This is a genomic window from Aeromonas taiwanensis, assembly GCF_000820165.1.
Lineage (GTDB): Bacteria > Pseudomonadota > Gammaproteobacteria > Enterobacterales > Aeromonadaceae > Aeromonas > Aeromonas taiwanensis.
Genome location: NZ_CDDD01000106.1, coordinates 13,442 through 31,017 on the forward strand (window position 1 = coordinate 13,442; position 17,576 = coordinate 31,017).

A 17,576-nucleotide genomic window follows, 5' to 3' on the forward strand; every position below is an offset into this window, starting at 1 on the left:
GCCATGGCAGTGTTAAAAGCAACGGGGTTGCAGAAGAGCTACAAGCGCCGCATGGTGGTCAGCGATGTGAGCCTGGAGGTGGGTACGGGCCAGATCGTGGGCCTGCTCGGTCCTAACGGGGCGGGCAAGACCACCTCCTTCTACATGATCGTGGGTCTGGTGCAGCGGGATGCCGGTCTCATCACCATCGACGAGCAGGACATCAGCCTGCAGCCCATGCACATCCGGGCGCGCAATGGCATCGGCTACCTGCCACAGGAGGCCTCCATCTTCCGGCGCCTCTCGGTGTTCGACAACCTGATGGGGGTCATGCAGACCCGCAAGGGGTTGAGCCGGGAAGAGCGGGAGGATAAGGTCGAACAGTTGCTGGAAGAGTTCAACATTACCCACATCCGCGATAGCCTGGGGCAGAGCCTGTCAGGAGGGGAGCGGCGCCGGGTGGAGATTGCCCGGGCGCTGGCGGCGGAGCCGCGATTCATCCTGCTGGATGAACCCTTTGCAGGCGTGGATCCTATTTCCGTCATTGATATCAAGAAGATCATCCAGCACCTGAAAGAACGCGGGCTGGGTGTGCTGATCACCGACCACAACGTCAGAGAGACGCTGGACGTGTGCGAGAAGGCCTACATCGTCAGCCACGGCAAGATGATTGCCGAGGGTGCCCCGGCCGACATCCTTGCCGATGAACAGGTCAAGCGCGTCTATTTGGGCGATCAATTCAGTCTATAGTAAGGGGGCACCCCTCATTTTTGTTAGGTGACCGCCTCGCTGAACATAAGGATATCCCGACGTAGATGAAGCCGACATTACAGTTGCGCCTCGGTCAGTCACTGACCATGACGCCACAATTACAACAAGCGATTCGTCTGCTCCAGCTCTCCACCCTGGAACTCCAGCAGGAAATTCAGCAAGCGCTCGATAACAACCCCTTGCTGGAGCAAGAGGAGAACGATGCGCAGGAAACCAGTGAGGCGGAGCCACACGATGCTAGTCAGCTCGACTCCAGCGACGCCATGGCACAGGACAAGATGCCGGACGAGCTCCCGGTCGACACCACCTGGGACGAAGTCTATTCGGCCGGTACGGCCCAGAGCGCAGGCCCGATCCACGACGGGGAGGAGAGCCTCTATCAGGGTGAAACCACCGAGAACCTGCAGGACTACCTGCTGTGGCAGATGCGTCTCACCCCCTTCAGCGATGTGGACGCCGCCATCGCGCTTGCCATCATCGATGCCATCGATGAATCCGGCTATCTGACCGCTTCTCTCGAGGACATTCAGGCTGCAGTCAGCAGCGAAGAGGTAGAAGTTGAACTGGATGAGATCGAAGCGGTACTCAAGCGGGTGCAGCATTTCGATCCGGTCGGTATCGCCGCCCGCTCGGTGCAGGAGTGCCTGCTTATCCAGCTCGGCCAGTATTCGCCCGAGTTGCCCTGGCTCAACGAGGCCAGGGAGGTGATCCGCGAGCACATGGACTTGCTTGGCAATCGCGACTATCGCACCCTGGCACGCAAGACCCGGCTCAAGGAGAGCGACCTCAAGGAGGTGCTGGATCTCATCCAGCAGCTGGAGCCCAGGCCCGGCAACGGCATCATCCAGAGCGAATCCCAATACGTGATTCCGGATGTGTCCGTGGTCAAGAAGGGCAGCAAGTGGGTGGTGGAGCTCAACCCGGATTCGGCGCCGCGCATTCGTGTCAACGAGGCCTATGCGGCCATGGCACGCAATGCCCGCAGCAGCACGGATACCCAGTTCATCCGCTCCCACCTGCAGGAGGCCAAATGGTTCATCAAGAGTCTGGAGAGTCGCAACGACACCCTGCTCAAGGTGGCCAGTTGTATCGTCGAGCAGCAGCAGGGCTTCTTCGAGTATGGTGAAGAGGCGATGAAACCCATGGTGCTCAACGACATCGCCGAGGCGGTGGAGATGCATGAGTCGACCATCTCGCGGGTCACGACCCAGAAGTACATGCACACGCCTCGCGGCATTTTTGAACTGAAGTTTTTTTTCTCCAGTCACGTCAATACGGAGGGAGGAGGAGAGTGCTCATCGACCGCTATTCGCGCCCTGATCAAGAAGCTGGTGACGGCGGAGAACCCCGCCAAGCCGCTTAGTGATAGCAAGATCGCGGATTTGCTGGCCGAACAGGGTATTATGGTGGCGAGACGCACGATCGCAAAGTACCGTGAATCCTTGTTGATCCCGCCATCCAATCAGCGCAAACGCCTGGTTTAGGCAAACAAAAGGAAGACGTTATGCAAATTAACCTGACCGGACACCATGTCGAGATTACCGAAGCTCTGCGTGATTATGTGAACAACAAATTTGCCAAACTCGAGCGTCACTTTGACCATATCAACAACGTGCATGTGGTGTTGAGCGTCGAAAAACTGAACCAGATCGCCGAAGCCAAGCTGCACGTCAGCGGGGGTGAGGTGTTCGCCAATTCGCAGCATGCCGACATGTATGCGGCGATTGATACCCTGCTGGATAAACTGGATCGGCAGATCATCAAGCACAAAGATAAGTTAAATCAAAAATAACTATGCAACTTGAACACATACTGAGTCGGGACTGCACCAAGAGTGCGGTCCCTTGTACCAGCAAGAAACGCGCGCTCGAGATCATCAGTGAACTGGCCGCAGAGCGCCTCGGCGCCTCCCGCCAGGTCCTGTTTGAAAGCCTGCTGGCGCGGGAAAAGATGGGCAGTACCGGTATCGGTGCCGGTATTGCCATTCCCCACGGCCGGATCGACGACGCATTTGCGCCGACCGCCGTGTTGATGACCTTCTCCGAACCCATTCCTTTCGATTCGATCGACAATCAACCGGTTGACCTGCTCTTTGCATTGCTGGTGCCGGAAAGCGAGTGCAAGCAGCATCTCAAGACTCTTTCCCTGATGGCATCCAAGCTGGGTGACAAGGCCGTCTGCCGCCAATTGCGCCAGGCGACCAGCGACGAAGAACTCTATCAGATCATGACGTCGGCCTGAGGCCGGGTCTGACACAGCCACGTTGGCGTGAGGGGACAAGATGCAGTTAATAGTGGTAAGCGGCCGTTCGGGCTCCGGTAAGACGGTAGCCCTGAGGGTGCTGGAGGATCTGGGGTACTACTGCGTAGACAACCTGCCGGTCAACCTGCTGCCTCAGCTGATCGTGTCGGTGGAGAGCCAGTATGACAAGCTGGCGGTCAGCATCGACGTGCGCAACCTGCCCGCCCAGACAGACAGGCTGGAGAGCCTGCTGAGCCAGGTCCGCAACGAGGGGCGGGTGGAGTTTTCGAGTTTCTTCTTCGATGCGGACAACACGACCCTGCTCAAGCGCTACGGCGAGAGCCGCCGTCTGCATCCCCTGTCACGGAACAAGCTGTCCCTGGACGAGGCGATCCGGGAAGAGACCCACCTGCTGGCGCCCCTCTCCTCGACCGCCGACCTGCGCATCGACACCACCAACCTCAGCATTCACGACCTCAGCGAGCTCATCAAGACCCGGGTGCTCGGCAAGAAGGAAAACGAGCTGGTGCTGGTGTTCGAGTCGTTCGGCTTCAAGTACGGCATCCCCAAGGATGCGGACTTCGTGTTCGATGCCCGCTTCCTGCCCAATCCCCACTGGATCCCGGAGCTCAAGCCCTTCACCGGCCAGGACGAGCCTGTGGCCAACTACCTCTCGAGCCAGCCGGATGTCATGTTGTTCATCCAGCAGATCGAGAACATGCTGGCGACCTGGCTGCCCCACCTGGAGCGCAACAACCGCAGCTATGTGACGGTCGGGATCGGCTGCACCGGCGGGCAGCACAGATCGGTGTTCATCGCCGAGCGGCTGGCCAGTGCATTCCGGCTGCTTGGCAAGAACGTGCAGATCCGCCACCGGACGCTGGACAAGCGGTCCACTCAGGCCTGACAGACCACAGGATGCTCAGATGACAGTTTCCGCCTCGGTAGAAGTCAAAAACAAGCTAGGCATCCACGCCAGACCGGCCATGATGCTGTTCGAGCTGGTGCAGGGATTCGATGCCCACGTGCTGCTGCGCAACGAGGAAGGGGTCGAGGCCGACGCGGACAGCGTGATCGGCCTGCTGATGCTGGATTCCGCCCAGGGCAAGCAGGTGGAAGTCCAGGTGGAGGGCCCCGAAGAGGTGGAGGCACTGGCCGCGGTGGTGGCGCTGTTTACCTCGGGTTTCAACGAGGAGTAAGCGGCCCCGACTCGCCTCAGGAGGCGCAGCGCGCCAGCGCCTTGAAGGCGGCAAAGTCCCGACAAGCCAGCAGGTTCCTGCTGGCTTTTTCGTTCATCAGTGCCAGAAACAGGTCGTAGAGCCCCATCGCCTCCTCATAGTCGGCCTTGGCGATGGCCAGCACGAAGATGAGGGTGGCGGTCTCGCCATTGCCCCAGTCGATCCCCTGGGGGGCCAGCACGGTATAGACCAGGGTGCGGCGCGCCAGCAGACCGAGGGAGTGAGGTAGGGCGATCCCTTCCCCCAGCATGGTGGAGACGATGCGTTCCCGTTCGTGCAGGGATCCCCGAAAGCCGCTCTCCACCAGGTCCTCGCGCTCCAGCTGGGAGCAGATGCGGGCAAACAGCTCGTCCTGGCTGATCGGTTCCCTCACCACCATGAAGTGCTCGGCATCGAAATACTTGTCGAGCAGATAGGGGCGGGTGCGATCGATGAGCACCAGCTTGCCGAGCTGCTCCAGCTGATACTGGGTCGGGAAGGGGGCTACCTGCACCACGGGTACGTTCTTCTCGCTCACTTTGACGGTGCTGACGACAAAGTCCTGCTCGACCCGCGCCAGCCCTTCATAATCCCGTACCGACTCCAGCGTCATCAGCTGAAGTTGGGGATACTCCCGCCGGATGCGCGCCTCCAGCACCCGGAAGGTGGCATTGCCCGCGTCGCACAGCAGCAGCGCCTGGGGGCGCCGGGCGTAACCGATGTCGTAGTGGCGCTCAAGCCCGACCCCGATGTGGATCACCAGGTAGCCGATTTCATGGTGGGTCAGCCGGTACGGGGTCTGCCTGATCCACTCCGAGATGGCGGCCAGGGTGATGTCGTAGGCAAGGGGGTAATACTGCTTGATGTGGTCCGCCAGCGGGTTGTGGCTGCCGATCTGGTACTTGACCCGCAGCAGCATGGCGCTGATATGGGTCTGCAGATCGGCCCGCAGCTGAGGATCGCCGCGAAGGTCATAGGGGTAGTGCTGGTGGATGTAGGTCAGCAGATGCTCCGTCAGCTGCTTGCTCTCGGCGGCCATGGTCGGGCCGAGCTGGGGGGTGTCGGCTGTGAGACGGGCCTGGATCTGGATGGAGAGGCAGGCGATCTCCTCCTCCCCCGGTGGCGTCAGGGTGGGCAGGGCGGCATAGATATCGCGGGCCACTGCCGCCAGGGGCGGGGTGATGTCGTCGCTGGCAAACTGGATCAGTTCATGGCCGGAGGCTTGCCGAAGTAGGGCGACGGCGCAGTAGACGGTGACTTGCTGCAGGCTCTCGTCGGCGAGGCGTAGCTGATGTCGGCCGAGCTGTTCGTGAATGTGATTGCCCACTACCTCCAGCGTCTTGCTGGGGCAGAGGGTAGGCAGCAGGCTCTGGAGCGGATGCTGTTGCAACAGTTCCTGACAGAGCAGCTGTGTGAGGCAGGCGCGGATCGCCGTCTCGTTTCCCTGAATGCGCATCCCGAGCCTCGGCTTGCTGTCGATGGCGAGCCCGAAGTGAGCGAGCCGCTCCCGCACCTCCGCCATGTCTCCCTGCAGTGCCGCCCGGCTCAGGTACCAGGTGTCCGCCAACTCGTCGAGCTTGATCCCCTGTTCCGCCGTCAGCAGCAGGATCTGCAGGTGCAGCACCCGCTCGCGGCTGGTGCGGGGCAGGGCGCTCTCCTGCCCCTGTGCCGCCAGCAAGGCGTCGAACAGCCCCTGATTGTAGATCTTGAGCTGGTAGCCGCTGCCACGCTGGTGGATCAGATGGGCGCCCTGGGTGGTGATGAGCTCGTTCAGGGTCGCCACGTCGGTGCGCACGGTGCGGGTGGAGACATTGAGGCGGCGGGCCAGCTCCTCCTGAGGCAAGGGCTCGGCGTGGAGCTGGGCCAGCAGTTGGTGGAGCCTGGGGTGGGGCAGCTTGATCATGGGGGAAAGGGGACTCCTGTCGCGCACTGTGGGTCGATGTTAACAAGGGGGTCAATGACAAGCCAGGCACCGGCCAGTGATCTGACCGGTGCCCCTGGCTATCAGGCCAGCAGCCCCTTCACCATGGTGAGCAGGGTGCGCACGTCCTCGGGCCGGGTCTGACCGCTTGCGCTATCGATGATGGAGCTGTAGACGTGAGGGATCACCTTCTCGACCCCGGCATCCAGCGCGATCCGCACTATTTCCTCGAAGTTGTCCAGATCGATGCCGCCGGTGGGTTCCAGCCAGAAGCCGTGGCGGGCGCAGGCCTCGGCCACAGCCTGATACTCGGCGCGGCAGGCCAGCCCGCCCATGGGGAAGAACTTGACCGAGTTGCCGCCCATGTCCTTGAGCAGGGCGATGGCGGTATCGATGGGGACAATCCCGTCCGGCTGCCCGGCGCTGAGCGGGCCGGTGGAGATCTTCACCATGCCCGGCGTGCCGGTGGGAGAGATCAAGCCGTTCACCAGGGTGGCAGACTGGCCGAGCAGTGCCCGGCTGGCGCCGACCCCGGTGAACACCTGGTTGACGTGCTGGGGCTGCAGCTGGCGAGCCAGCTCGGCCACCATGGCGGACTGGCGCGGATCGCCAGCTCCCAGCCCGATGGAGAGGGCGTTGTCGATGAGCGCCGCGTACTCCTTCATGTCGGCGACGGCGGCAGGGACATCCGGGTAGTTCTTGGAGAGCACGCCGACCAGCACGTGGCCCTCGGCGGCTTCATAAATCTCGACGGCATTCTCTCTGGAACCGGCCAGCACGTTGAGGCAGACCCGATCGCGGTAGTAATTGGGCGTAAGAGACATAAGGAGTTCTCCTGGATTAGAGGTGGCTGTCGACGACGGCATGCTGTGTGAAACCCGGTAACGCGTTGAGGCAAATCTGATCGCGGTAGAAATTGGGAGTCAGTGACATCAGTTGTTCTCCTGAACGAGGTGGGCAATGGCGGCATGGATCTGGTCGAGCTGGGGGACGGTAACGCTGCGCACGTCTATCTCGATGTGCCCCTCGTTGGCCTTGTAGCCGCGACAGTAGATGGCCGGCGTACCCTGTTGCAGGCGGGCAACGACCTGCACCGTGGTCATGCCGATCTGCTGGTGGTCGAAGGCAATGTCGGTGCGGGCAATGTCGCGCCCCGCGCTGTCCCATACGACCCTGGCGGTGACGCCGGGCAGCTGGTTGAGGCCTTCGATGAAGGGGGTCATCTTGGCGACCATGGCGGCGCCGCTCTCCTTCTCTTTGGCCAGGTAGCGCTCGATGGCGTGAGTCAGGCCGAGGATCCCCTCCTTGCCTACCTTCATGGCGCGTCCGATGCCGTTGCCCTGCTGCTTGACCCACGCCACATACTGGCGTTTGCCGAGCACCAGCCCGCTGGTGGGCCCCTCGATGGCCTTGGCCCCGCTATAGATGACGAGATCCGCTCCCTGGTTGTAGTAGAGGTGCAGATCCTCCTCCGCCGCCGCATCGACGATGAGCGGGAGCCCGTGGACCCTGGCTACCTCGGCCGCCTCGGTCACCGACAGAATGCTCTTCTGCACGCAGTGGTGGGACTTGATATAGAGGATGGCGGCGGTATTGGCATTGATGGCGGCGGCCAGCTGGGCGGCAGAGCACTCGTTGGCATAGCCTGCCTCCACCACCTTGCCACCCCCCAGGCTGACCATGGTGCCGACGGGGGCGCCAAAGTTCACATTGTGCCCCTTGGGCAGCACGATCTCGCTTGGTACCCCGTGGTCATGGGCGTGTAACTGCTCGAGGCGGTAGGGGTCGCCGCGCACTATCATGGCGGCCACCGACTGGGCGATGCCGGCGCTGGCGCAGGATACCACCACCGCATCCTCGGCCCCCAGCAGGCCGGCGATGTAGGCGCCGGTCTTGTCGATCAAGTCTTTGACCTCGAAGTAGTGACCCAGGCCGAAGTTGACCGCGTCGACCACCTCCTGCTCGGGAGTGGAGACGCCGAGCAGGGTCATGCGCCCGGAGGCGTTGATCACCGGTTTGAGCTGATATTTCTCATACACAGAAGGCATGGTGTGATTTCCCGTTGTGAGTCAGAACCAGTTCGCCGCCGACCAGGGCGGCGAGGGGGAGCAGTTGCCGGTCGCCGTGGCGGGTAGCGGCCTCGGTATCGGCAAAGAGAATCGGGTCGCTTGCGACCTGGAACAGGGTCAGGTCGGCATCGGCGCCCACCTCGAGGCGCCCCTTGCCGGGCAGGCGCAGGGCATCGGCGGCCTGGTGGGTGACGCAGGCGAGCACCTGTTCCAGGGTCATGCCGATGGCGAGGAATTTCGACATCACGTGGGCCAGGCTGTAGACGGGCCCCTTGATGCGGTTCTTGCAGTAGATGTCGGAGCTGATGGTGTGGGGCAGGATCCCCTGGCGGATGGCCAGCTCCGCCACCTCGAAGCTGAAGCTGGCGCCGCCGTGGCCGATGTCGAGCAACAGTCCTCGCTGCATCGCCTCGCGCACCGCCTGGCGCAGTTCACCCGCCGGAGTCAGGATGCGGTTCGGCTTGCCATTGAAGCAGTGGGTCAGCAGGTCGCCATCCCCCAGCAGGGCGACGATCTCGTCGAGATCCGGCGGCGTGTTGCCCACATGCACCATCAGCGGCAGGTTGCCATTGTCCCGCTGGATCTGCTTGGCCACGCGCAAGGGCTGCAGGCCGCTCTCGCCCACCACGCTGCCGCTCATACGCGCCTTGATGCCGACGATGAAGGAGGGGTGGCGCCGGATGGCTGCCTGGGCGAGGGCGGGGTCGATGTCAGCGGGATCCGCCAGCTCGTTCTGGCGCAGCAGACCGATGCGGGAGATGTTGAGCAGGGCGTGGACCCGGGTCTTGCAGCCGGCGGCGATCTGCTGGAAGTCGTCCACGTCGTCGGCCCCGGTGCTGCCGGCGTCGATGACGGTGGTGACACCTGACGCTACCCCCACCTTGTCCGGCTCATCGTGATAGAGGGGGGAGGCGGGGTAGCAGTGGGTGTGGCCGTCGATCCAGCCGGCGCTCACATGCACCTGTCCAGCCAGAGTGAGGGTTTGCTTCGCCTCAGTGCTCTCTGGCAGCGAACCCAGCACCACTATCTTGCCATTCTTGATGGCGATATCGACGAGCTGCCCGTTTCCCAGGCATCCCGCCCTGATGATCGTGTCGTACATGCTGATGACCTCGACAGTGCCGCCCCTAAGGGCGGCGAGTGTGGCGCCGGCTTATGCCAGGGCGATGGGGAAGAAGGTGCCGAACAGCATGGCTCCCAGGATGGCGCCCCCCGTGATGGGTTTCTCCCAGAGGTAGAACACCAGGGCGCCCAGCAGGGAGCCGATGCCGATGGGGATGGAGGCGCCCATGGCGGAGAGGATGATCAGGGGGCCGAGGAAGCGGCCGGAGCTGTTGCCGGCCCCCATCATGACGTCAGCCCCGTAGGTGGAGTCGCTCTGGTTGATGGTGAACTTGCGCGCCAGGATGATCACGTAGCCGATGGCCAGGCCAATCGCCATGCCGGTGACCAGGGAGGCGGTGAAGTTCTCCACCGGGTAGACGATCCCGGCCCCCAGCAGAAGGGCGGGCACGCCAAGGCCCACCCCGGTCTGGATGGCGCCGCCGATGTCCAGTATCCCCACCAGGGAGCCCTCGATGATGCGGGCAAACAGGAAGCTGGCGCCGAAGGCGGCCACCGCGCCGTAGGCACCCGTGTCCATCCCGGCCTTGAGCATGGCGACGAAAGCGACCTCGTTGAAGGCGCCGACCCCGTAGAGGTAGAACATGTGGGTACCGGCGAAGACGCCGGAGGAGAGCAGGCCGACGAAGATGGGGAAGGACCAGTCGGCATACCAGAAGTTGTTTCTCAGTTTCTCATCCATGGTGTGACCCCTTATTTGCCGCTCAGCAGGTTGTGGACGTTTTCCAGCCACAGGGGGATGCCCAGGTGGAAGGACTCGATCAGTTTCATGTCAAAGCCGCGGAAGAAGCCGCTCAGCACGAACAGCAGCACGATGGCGCTCATCATGACGCGGGTGACGTGGTTCCAGCCGCTCTCTTCCACCCCCTTGCCGATCAGGATGCCGAGCACCAGACCCGGCACGGCGTTGCCCATGATGAGCTGCGCCAGACCGCCGAAGATGGTGGCCCAGAAACCGGACTTCTTGCCCGCCTCGATGGCGGCCAGCCAGAAGATCACCGGCATGACGGTGTTGACCAGCAGGTTGGCGGCCGGTACCAGCACCTTGACCGCAGTAACCTGCAGGGCGGCGGGGACGGCGGCGGCCGTGCTGTTGAGGAAGGCGACCACGATGGCCCCTATGATGCCGCAGGCGATGGCCATCTTTTTGGGGTCATGCAGGGTGGTGGCGAGATCCCGGTTCTTGAACATCAGGGCCGCAGCACCCCAGTTCGGCAGAATGCGGTGATCCACGTCCTGGGTGAAGGCCCCGGCCGCGACCGTGGAGGCCCAGGCGTTGAAGAAGAAGCCCAGACCGAACGAGAAGTGGGAGGCGGGATCCCCCTCGCAGGAGTTGAGCTCGCCCAGGGTGCGGAAGGCCCCCATGCCTTGTACGGTCGGGGCGTGGAACATCCGCGCCGCGCCAGCCCCCACCCCGACGCCGACCAGGCCGCCGATGATGAGTGACTTCATCAAAATGATTAGAAACATCCAACTTGTCCTTTTGGTTGTGGGGTCAGATCAGGGTGAAGTTCACCTTGTCGACGTCCAGGCTGGTGACCTTGACGGTGATCGCCAGCCGGACCCGGAACTCGCGGCGCTGGCGCGGCAGGAAGAAGAACAGGAACTTCTCCACCCTTACCGACTCCTCGGCCTCAAGCACCTCGACCTCGAGGGGCTCGATGCGCAGCATCACCCGGGGGTTCTCCTTGAGCAGGCCGGGTTGCACCTGGCTGAGGGCGGCGGCGAACGCCTGCTGGCGGGTCGCCCCCTTGCCGTTGACGGTCACCTGGGTGGTGAAGTGTTCTTTCATCAGGCGCGTCCGTGTTTCTTGGCGAAGGCCTCGACGAGCTTCTGGCCCAGCTCTTCCTTGTCCATGAAGCCGAAGCCCAGCACCACGCACCCCTCGTTGATGGCGGTAACGCCCTCCTCGATGGAGCGCATGCCGTAGCGGCACTTGTAGCCGTATTTGGTCTGGGCGGTGATGGCGCCCGCGCCACCGCTGCCGCAGAAGGAGATGCCGAGATCGGCCTGCTCCCTGTTCATCACATCACCGAGCTTCATGTCGGCGGCCATGCCGGGGATCACGGTCACGGCAGCACCGGCGGCTTCTGCGCCCGCTCCCACCTTCTGACCCTTGCCGAGACGATCTCCAATCACGAGTTTGATGGCTGTCATTTAGCTTTCTCCTTTGACTGAGCTGAGTTCATTTTCTTTGGCAACTTCGAAATGGACGGACAGGAGGTGCGCCTCCTCGTAGGCGAGTCGCTCCAGCCAGCTGACGACCTGTTCGGCGAGGCGCAGGGAGAGGGGGGAGATCTCCTCGAACAGGCTGAGGTCGACCTCCGGCAGGGATTCCCCGCTATGGGAGCGCCACACCATGGCCTTGACGTGGGAAGCCAGCATCTGCAGCTGCACCTCGTTGGGACGGATGCCCTGATCCGCCAGCAGGTTGTGGATGCGGGCCAGGGTGAGATCGGTCTTGCGCAGCAGTGCCGGGCTGTCCGGGGTCAGGGGGCTGTCATGGGGGTCGGTATTCAAGGTCTGCTCTCCAGGCTGGCAGAAAGGATGGAAGTACCTTAAGGCGGGGGCGCGGGAGGGAGGAGGCAGGCTTTTTCCGATTCGAACCGGAAATTCGGGTGGAAAGGCGTCGCAAGAGGCCGCTTTTGTGGCCGACAGGGGAAAAAGGAGGTCATGAATGCCGGTGCGCTGTGATCGGGAACGCATTTTGGTAGCCCCGACGGCCGAAAAATCTCAGGCAAGAAATGTGATGTGGCTCGCAAACAAAGGGTGATCAGAAGCCGACTGGCACAATAAAGGGCCCCTTGGGCCCTTCTCTGGTCAGCTTGCCGTCAGGTGGCGGGGACGGCGCCGCTGGTCGGCAGGTTCTGATTCTGGTAGCGCAGGTCCTCTTCGATGACGACGTCGACGTCCAGCGGTTTGCCGTTGCGGATCACCGAGATGGTGAGTTTGGTGCCTGGGCGGCTCTCGACGATCTTGTCCATGACGGGACGCACGCCCGTGATAGCCTCGCCGTTGATCTTGAGCAGCACGTCCCCACGCTTGAGGCCGGCCTTGGTGGCAGGGCCGTTGGGATCCAGGCTCTCCACCACCAGACCCTGCAGATCGCCCAGGTTCAGCATGCGCGCCACTATGGGGTTGATCTCGACGCTGGAGATGCCGAGGTAGCCTCGAATGACCCTGCCGTTGGCGATCAGCTCATCCATGATGCGCTTGGCCAGCTTGTAGGGGATGGCGAAGCTGATGCCGTAGCTCTCCTGGTTGCCGTTGAGGTGGTAGGCGGCGGTGTTGATGCCCACCAGATCGCCGCGGCCGTTGACCAGGGCTCCTCCGGAGTTGCCTTCGTTGATGGCGGCATCGGTCTGCAGCAGATCCTGCCGGCCGTTGCTGTCCGGCCCCATGCTGGAGAGGCCGATGCGGCCGGTGGCGCTGATGATGCCCTGGGTGATGGTCTGGCCGACGTTGTAGGGGTTGCCGATGGCGAGCACCACGTCCCCCACGTCCGGCAGCCGATCCGGATCCTGCGGGATCACCGGCAGGTTGTCCGACTCGATGTAGAGCACCGCCAGGTCGGTCAGCTTGTCGGTGCCAACCAGCTCGGCGCTGAACACCCGGCCATCCTGCAGGGCGACGATGATCTGATCCGCATCGGCGATGACGTGATAGTTGGTCAGCACGTGGCCGCGCTGGTTCATGATGACGCCGGAGCCCAGTCCCTGTGGCCTGAGCTCGGCTTTCTCGCCGCGATTGCCGGCAAAGCTGCGGGTGTAGATGTTGACGACGGCAGGGCCGGCCCGGTGGGCGGCGTAGGAGAAGCTCAGTTCACGGGCATTGGTGATGAGGCCCGGCAGGTGCGCGCCTCCGCGAAAACTGGGAAACAGCAACAACAGGAGTGCAGCCACGGTGAGGCCAAAGCCGACAGACTTGCCCAAGTAACTGATCAAAGGTGGGATTTTCATGTCATTCTCGTCCGTACACGCTGCGCGCAGAGAATAACACTATCGGTGGATAAAAATCACCCGCGGCGGTCGCCGCGGGTGTGAGGGACTTAACGGATCACCAAATAGAGCGAGGAGTCGCCGCGCTGGATGTTCAGCGCCAGGACTTCCGGCTTGTTCTTCAGTGCCTTGGTGAGCTCGCCCATGGAGTTGATACGCAGGCGGTTGACCCCGATGATGATGTCGCCCTTCTGCAGGCCGGAGGCGGCGGCAGGGGAGCGCGGATCGATGTCGGAGACGGCGACGCCGGTGACGGGGTCGGTGATGGTGCTGAGCTTGGCGCCTTCCAGAGCCGGGTGCAGGGCGCTGGCAAGCATCTCGCTGTCATCCGCCTTCTTCAGGGTGACCTTGACGGTCTGCTCCTTGCCGTCGCGGATCAGGCCGAGAGAGACCTGCTTGTCGGCCCCCATGGTGGCGATCTTGGCACGCAGCTCACCGAAGGAGCGGATAGGCTTGCCATCGATGCTGATGATGATGTCGCCCGCCTTGATGCCCGCCTTGGCGGCTGCGGAATCAGGCATGACCTGATTGACGAAGGCGCCGTCCTTCTTGTTGTAGCCGAAGGTCTTGGCAATCTCGGAGGTGAGCTCGGTGCCGGTGATCCCCAGCTGGCCGCGGCGCACTTCACCGTACTTCACGATCTGCTCTGACAGGTCGCGCACCATGTTGGACGGGATGGCAAAGCCGATACCGATGTTGCCGCCATTCGGACCCAGGATGGCGGTGTTGATGCCGATCAGCTCCCCGCGCAGGTTGAGCAGGGCGCCGCCGGAGTTGCCGGAGTTGATGGCCGCATCGGTCTGGATGAAGTTTTCCAGATTTTCGATGTTCAGGCCGCTGCGACCGAGCGCACTGACGATGCCGGAGGTCACTGTCTGGCCCAGGCCGAAGGGGTTGCCGATGGCCAGCGCGTAGTCGCCGACGCGGAGCTCGTCGGAGTCGGCGAACTTGATCTGCACCAGATCCTCGGCCTTGATTTGCAGCAGGGCGATGTCCGACTGCTTGTCTTCCCCGATCTTCTTGGCCGCATATTCACGACCATCCTTCAGGTTGACCTTGATCTCGTCCGCCTCGTGGACCACGTGAGCGTTGGTGATCACATAGCCCTTCTTGGCATCGATGATGACGCCGGAACCGAGCGCCTGGAAGGGCTGCTCGCTCACCTGCTCGTCAGGCATGTTGGGACCGAAGAAGAAGCGGAATTGTTCCGGCAGGCGCTGGCGGGTGATCTTCTTGCCAGAGACGGAGATGTTGACCACGGCAGGGGTCACCTGCTCGAGGACAGGGGCCAGGCTTGGCATCTCCTGGTTGTTCGCCAGCAGGGGCAGGGCGGCTTGCGCCGGTGCTGCGGACATGGCGATACCGACACTGAGGGCTAAGACACTGAATACAGAAAGAGATTTACGCATATGAGAAACAGCTCCCAGAAAAAGTTGCAGTGCAATCGTCAAGGTCTGACCACGATAAGGCGTAATTAGTTCCAGCGGAGACTAGCCAGGTTGCTTGAGCAGACCGGAGGCACCCGCGTAGTCACGGGGAGGTTGACCCGGTTCCTCGCCGGAAGTGGCTTCGTTTGCCTCCTCCGCTTCGGGCTCGCGGAACAGCGGCTCCTGTACCTTGGCCAGGAACTTGCTCTGCTCTGCCATGTGGCGATAGAGGGTCTGGTACTGCTCGGCCAGTTGCTCCATCAGGGCGGCGCTGTCGGCGAAGTGGGTGGTGATCTGGCCCTGATAGCTTTCCAGCTCCTTGTGAGCCTTTTTCAGTTCTTGTTCCAGGCGTCCGGCATCCCGGCTGCGGACAGAGAAACGGCCGATCACTACGCCGATGATCAGGGCGGCAATCGCCAGCAGGATCCCGTTAAACAGAGTCATAGAAGCTCCTTGTTACAGCTAAATCGATGAATTTGAAACGGTCGGATTGACCGCAACGCCTCGCTGGCACTATACCGTGCCCCCCGAGAGCGTGATACCATTTTGTCCCTCATTCAGGGACTTGGAGGCGGTTTACAGGATGACCCCGCAGCAAAAATATCAGCAGGATTTGCAGCGTCCCGGCTTTGTGGCCGACCCGGCCCAGGCAATGGCCGTGACCCGCCTGGAACGACTCTATCAGGATCTGTGCGCCAGCCCGACTCCGACCAGATCCCGCGGTCTGCTGGGCTGGCTGCAAAAGCCGAAGAGCCGCGACCCCATCCAGGGGTTATATATGTGGGGCGGCGTGGGCAGAGGCAAGACCTGGCTGATGGATACTTTCTTTGACAGCCTGCACGGAGAGCGCAAGCTGCGCGTCCACTTCCACCGGTTCATGCACCGGGTGCATGACGAGCTCAAGGGACTGACCGGCCAGGCAGACCCTCTCAAGCTCATCGCCAGCAAGCTGGCCAGTGAGGTCGATGTCATTTGCTTCGACGAGTTCTTCGTCTCCGACATTACGGATGCCATGCTGCTGGGTACCCTGTTCCAGGAGCTGTTCGGCCATGGTGTGGTGCTGGTGGCCACCTCCAACATCCCGCCCAAGGATCTCTATCGCAACGGCCTGCAGCGGGCGCGCTTCCTGCCTGCCATTGCCCTCATCGAGCGCCATTGCGAAATTCTGAACGTGGATGGCGGCACCGACTATCGCTTGCGCACGCTGGAGCAGGCGGAGATCTACCATTTCCCGCTGGATCAGCAGGCCAGGACCAACCTGGATCGCTATTTCGGACAACTGACCGGCATGGCGCAGGCGACAACCGCCGTGCTGGAGGTCAACCACCGCCAGCTGAGCGTATTGGGTATGGGGGAGGGGGTGCTTTACATGGAGTTCGAACAGCTCTGTTGCACCCCGCGATCCCAAGGGGACTACATCGAACTGGCCCGGGAGTTTCACACTGTCCTGCTAGCCAACGTGCAGCCCATGGGCACAGGCACGGACGATGCCGCCCGCCGCTTCATCGCCATGGTGGACGAGTTCTACGAGCGGCACGTGAAGCTCATCCTGTCGGCATCGGTGCCCATGGCCGAGCTATACGGGGATGGCCTGCTGAATTTCGAATTCAAGCGCTGTCTTTCACGGCTCCAGGAGATGCAATCGCACGAATACCTTGCAAGAGTGCACCTTCCTTAGTCACAATACCGCGCCTGCCAGTCGGATGGGCATCTGCGGCAGGTAGGGCCGGGCGACATTTGCTAGCTTCATGGCAGTGAAATTAGCAGGTGATATTTAAGGCAACTTCACTTATAATCGCCCGGCCCACGTTACAGCTGTCGATAAGACAGCAACACTTTAAGCTTTACTTGTATTCGAAGGGGTACAGGTAGGCCATCGTTTGTTGTTTGTGGGAGAGCCCCCATAAGCAATTGGGTCTGTAACAGGTAATTGGGTTTAACTTAATGAAAACTTTCGTTGCCAAGCCAGAAACCGTAAAACGTGACTGGTACATTGTGGACGCAGAAGGTAAAACTCTGGGTCGTATCGCAACCGAGATCGCTGCTCGTCTGCGTGGTAAGCACAAAGCCGAGTACACTCCGCACGTTGACACCGGTGACTACATCATCGTTGTAAACGCCGAGAAGGTACACGTAACCGGTAAGAAATTTACCGACAAAATGTACCACGCTCACTCCGGTTTCCCGGGTGGTATCAAGTCCATCAGCTTTGACAAGCTGATTCAGCGTAAGCCGGAAATGGTAATCGAAGCTGCCGTCAAGGGCATGCTGCCGAAGGGCCCGCTGGGCCGTGCCATGTTCCGTAAGCTGAAAGTTTACGCAGGCGCAGAGCACGCTCATGCTGCTCAGCAACCTCAAGTACTGGATATCTAACGGGAACTGGCAACATGGCAGAAAATCAATACTACGGTACCGGCCGTCGCAAAAGCTCCACTGCTCGCGTCTTCATCAAAGCGGGTAGCGGTAAAATCGTAATCAACCAGCGCTCCCTGGAGCAATACTTCGGCCGTCCGACTGCCCGCATGGTAGTTCGTCAGCCGCTGGAGCTGGTAGAGATGACCGAGAAACTGGATCTGTACATCACCGTTAACGGTGGTGGCATCTCCGGTCAAGCTGGTGCGATCCGCCACGGTATCACTCGTGCTCTGATGCAGTACGACGAGACCCTGCGTTCCGAACTGCGTAAAGCTGGCTTTGTTACTCGCGATGCCCGTAAGGTTGAGCGTAAGAAAGTCGGTCTGCACAAAGCGCGTAAGCGTCCGCAGTACTCCAAGCGTTAATTCGCTTTTGGTACGCACTCTCACGAGTGTCAAAAAAGCCTGGCCATGTGC

21 protein-coding genes are annotated in these 17,576 nt (G+C 61.7%); 9 read left to right on the forward strand and 12 right to left on the reverse strand.

Annotated elements, in window-relative coordinates; translation table 11 throughout:
* Nucleotides 1-3: 3 nt before the first annotated feature.
* The 6 genes from lptB (at nt 4) to npr (ending at nt 4,190) form a co-directional block, all read left to right on the forward strand.
* Nucleotides 4-729 (forward strand): LPS export ABC transporter ATP-binding protein, encoded by a 726-nt coding sequence (gene lptB / locus BN1136_RS19115; protein ID WP_010675872.1) that lies wholly within the window; start codon nt 4-6, stop codon nt 727-729.
* Between the two features lie 65 nt (nt 730-794).
* Nucleotides 795-2,234 (forward strand): RNA polymerase factor sigma-54, encoded by a 1,440-nt coding sequence (locus BN1136_RS19120; protein WP_043762641.1) that lies wholly within the window; start codon nt 795-797, stop codon nt 2,232-2,234.
* Between the two features lie 20 nt (nt 2,235-2,254).
* Nucleotides 2,255-2,542, forward strand: coding sequence for a ribosome hibernation promoting factor (gene hpf / locus BN1136_RS19125; RefSeq protein WP_005305957.1), 288 nt, complete (start codon nt 2,255-2,257; stop codon nt 2,540-2,542).
* Nucleotides 2,543-2,544: 2 nt separating this feature from the next.
* Nucleotides 2,545-2,991, forward strand: a complete 447-nt coding sequence (gene ptsN / locus BN1136_RS19130; protein ID WP_010675870.1) for a PTS IIA-like nitrogen regulatory protein PtsN — start codon at nt 2,545-2,547, stop codon at nt 2,989-2,991.
* Nucleotides 2,992-3,031: 40 nt separating this feature from the next.
* Nucleotides 3,032-3,898, forward strand: coding sequence for an RNase adapter RapZ (gene rapZ, locus BN1136_RS19135; RefSeq protein ID WP_043762642.1), 867 nt, complete (start codon nt 3,032-3,034; stop codon nt 3,896-3,898).
* 19 nt (nt 3,899-3,917) lie between these two features.
* Entirely contained in the window at nt 3,918-4,190 is a 273-nt protein-coding gene (gene npr / locus BN1136_RS19140; protein WP_010675868.1) for a PTS phosphocarrier protein NPr, read from the forward strand.
* Nucleotides 4,191-4,206: 16 nt separating this feature from the next.
* On the opposite strand, the gene BN1136_RS19145 is transcribed toward npr, so the two are convergent.
* From BN1136_RS19145 to BN1136_RS19200, 12 genes are all read right to left on the reverse strand, one after another.
* Nucleotides 4,207-6,111: a BglG family transcription antiterminator gene (locus tag BN1136_RS19145; protein WP_043762643.1), complete on the reverse strand. Its 1,905-nt coding sequence runs from the start codon at nt 6,109-6,111 to the stop codon at nt 4,207-4,209.
* 101 nt (nt 6,112-6,212) lie between these two features.
* Complete coding sequence (gene dagF, locus BN1136_RS19150; RefSeq protein ID WP_043762644.1) at nt 6,213-6,953, reverse strand: 2-dehydro-3-deoxy-phosphogluconate aldolase; 741 nt, start codon at nt 6,951-6,953, stop codon at nt 6,213-6,215.
* A 108-nt stretch (nt 6,954-7,061) separates the two neighbouring features.
* On the reverse strand, nt 7,062-8,177 hold the full coding sequence (locus BN1136_RS19155; RefSeq protein ID WP_043762645.1) for a DgaE family pyridoxal phosphate-dependent ammonia lyase: 1,116 nt from the start codon (nt 8,175-8,177) through the stop codon (nt 7,062-7,064).
* Nucleotides 8,161-9,300, reverse strand: a complete 1,140-nt coding sequence (locus tag BN1136_RS19160; protein ID WP_043762647.1) for an amidohydrolase/deacetylase family metallohydrolase — start codon at nt 9,298-9,300, stop codon at nt 8,161-8,163. The genes BN1136_RS19155 and BN1136_RS19160 overlap by 17 nt, the downstream gene beginning before the upstream one ends.
* 51 nt (nt 9,301-9,351) lie before the next feature.
* Nucleotides 9,352-10,002 (reverse strand): DUF4310 family protein, encoded by a 651-nt coding sequence (locus BN1136_RS19165; protein WP_043762648.1) that lies wholly within the window; start codon nt 10,000-10,002, stop codon nt 9,352-9,354.
* 11 nt (nt 10,003-10,013) lie between these two features.
* Complete coding sequence (locus BN1136_RS19170) at nt 10,014-10,790, reverse strand: DUF4311 domain-containing protein (RefSeq protein WP_043762650.1); 777 nt, start codon at nt 10,788-10,790, stop codon at nt 10,014-10,016.
* 25 nt (nt 10,791-10,815) lie between these two features.
* Nucleotides 10,816-11,112: a DUF4312 family protein gene (locus tag BN1136_RS19175; protein WP_043809095.1), complete on the reverse strand. Its 297-nt coding sequence runs from the start codon at nt 11,110-11,112 to the stop codon at nt 10,816-10,818.
* On the reverse strand, nt 11,112-11,477 hold the full coding sequence (locus tag BN1136_RS19180) for an SFCGS family glycine-rich protein (protein ID WP_043762653.1): 366 nt from the start codon (nt 11,475-11,477) through the stop codon (nt 11,112-11,114). The genes BN1136_RS19175 and BN1136_RS19180 overlap by 1 nt, the downstream gene beginning before the upstream one ends.
* Complete coding sequence (locus BN1136_RS19185; protein WP_043762655.1) at nt 11,478-11,840, reverse strand: PRD domain-containing protein; 363 nt, start codon at nt 11,838-11,840, stop codon at nt 11,478-11,480.
* 311 nt (nt 11,841-12,151) lie between these two features.
* The gene (gene degS, locus BN1136_RS19190; protein ID WP_043762657.1) at nt 12,152-13,279 is read right to left on the reverse strand and encodes an outer membrane-stress sensor serine endopeptidase DegS; all 1,128 of its coding nucleotides are present in this window, start codon (nt 13,277-13,279) and stop codon (nt 12,152-12,154) included.
* An 89-nt stretch (nt 13,280-13,368) separates the two neighbouring features.
* On the reverse strand, nt 13,369-14,727 hold the full coding sequence (locus BN1136_RS19195; protein WP_043762658.1) for a Do family serine endopeptidase: 1,359 nt from the start codon (nt 14,725-14,727) through the stop codon (nt 13,369-13,371).
* Nucleotides 14,728-14,808: 81 nt separating this feature from the next.
* Nucleotides 14,809-15,189: a Z-ring associated ZapG family protein gene (locus tag BN1136_RS19200; RefSeq protein ID WP_043762660.1), complete on the reverse strand. Its 381-nt coding sequence runs from the start codon at nt 15,187-15,189 to the stop codon at nt 14,809-14,811.
* A 139-nt stretch (nt 15,190-15,328) separates the two neighbouring features.
* On the opposite strand from BN1136_RS19200, the gene zapE reads away from it, so the two are divergent.
* From zapE to rpsI, 3 genes are all read left to right on the forward strand, one after another.
* Nucleotides 15,329-16,423 (forward strand): cell division protein ZapE, encoded by a 1,095-nt coding sequence (gene zapE, locus BN1136_RS19205; RefSeq protein ID WP_043762661.1) that lies wholly within the window; start codon nt 15,329-15,331, stop codon nt 16,421-16,423.
* Between the two features lie 266 nt (nt 16,424-16,689).
* The gene (rplM, locus tag BN1136_RS19210) at nt 16,690-17,118 is read left to right on the forward strand and encodes a 50S ribosomal protein L13 (RefSeq protein ID WP_005336289.1); all 429 of its coding nucleotides are present in this window, start codon (nt 16,690-16,692) and stop codon (nt 17,116-17,118) included.
* Nucleotides 17,119-17,132: 14 nt separating this feature from the next.
* Entirely contained in the window at nt 17,133-17,525 is a 393-nt protein-coding gene (gene rpsI / locus BN1136_RS19215; protein ID WP_005336286.1) for a 30S ribosomal protein S9, read from the forward strand.
* The last annotated feature ends 51 nt before the right edge of the window (nt 17,526-17,576 follow it).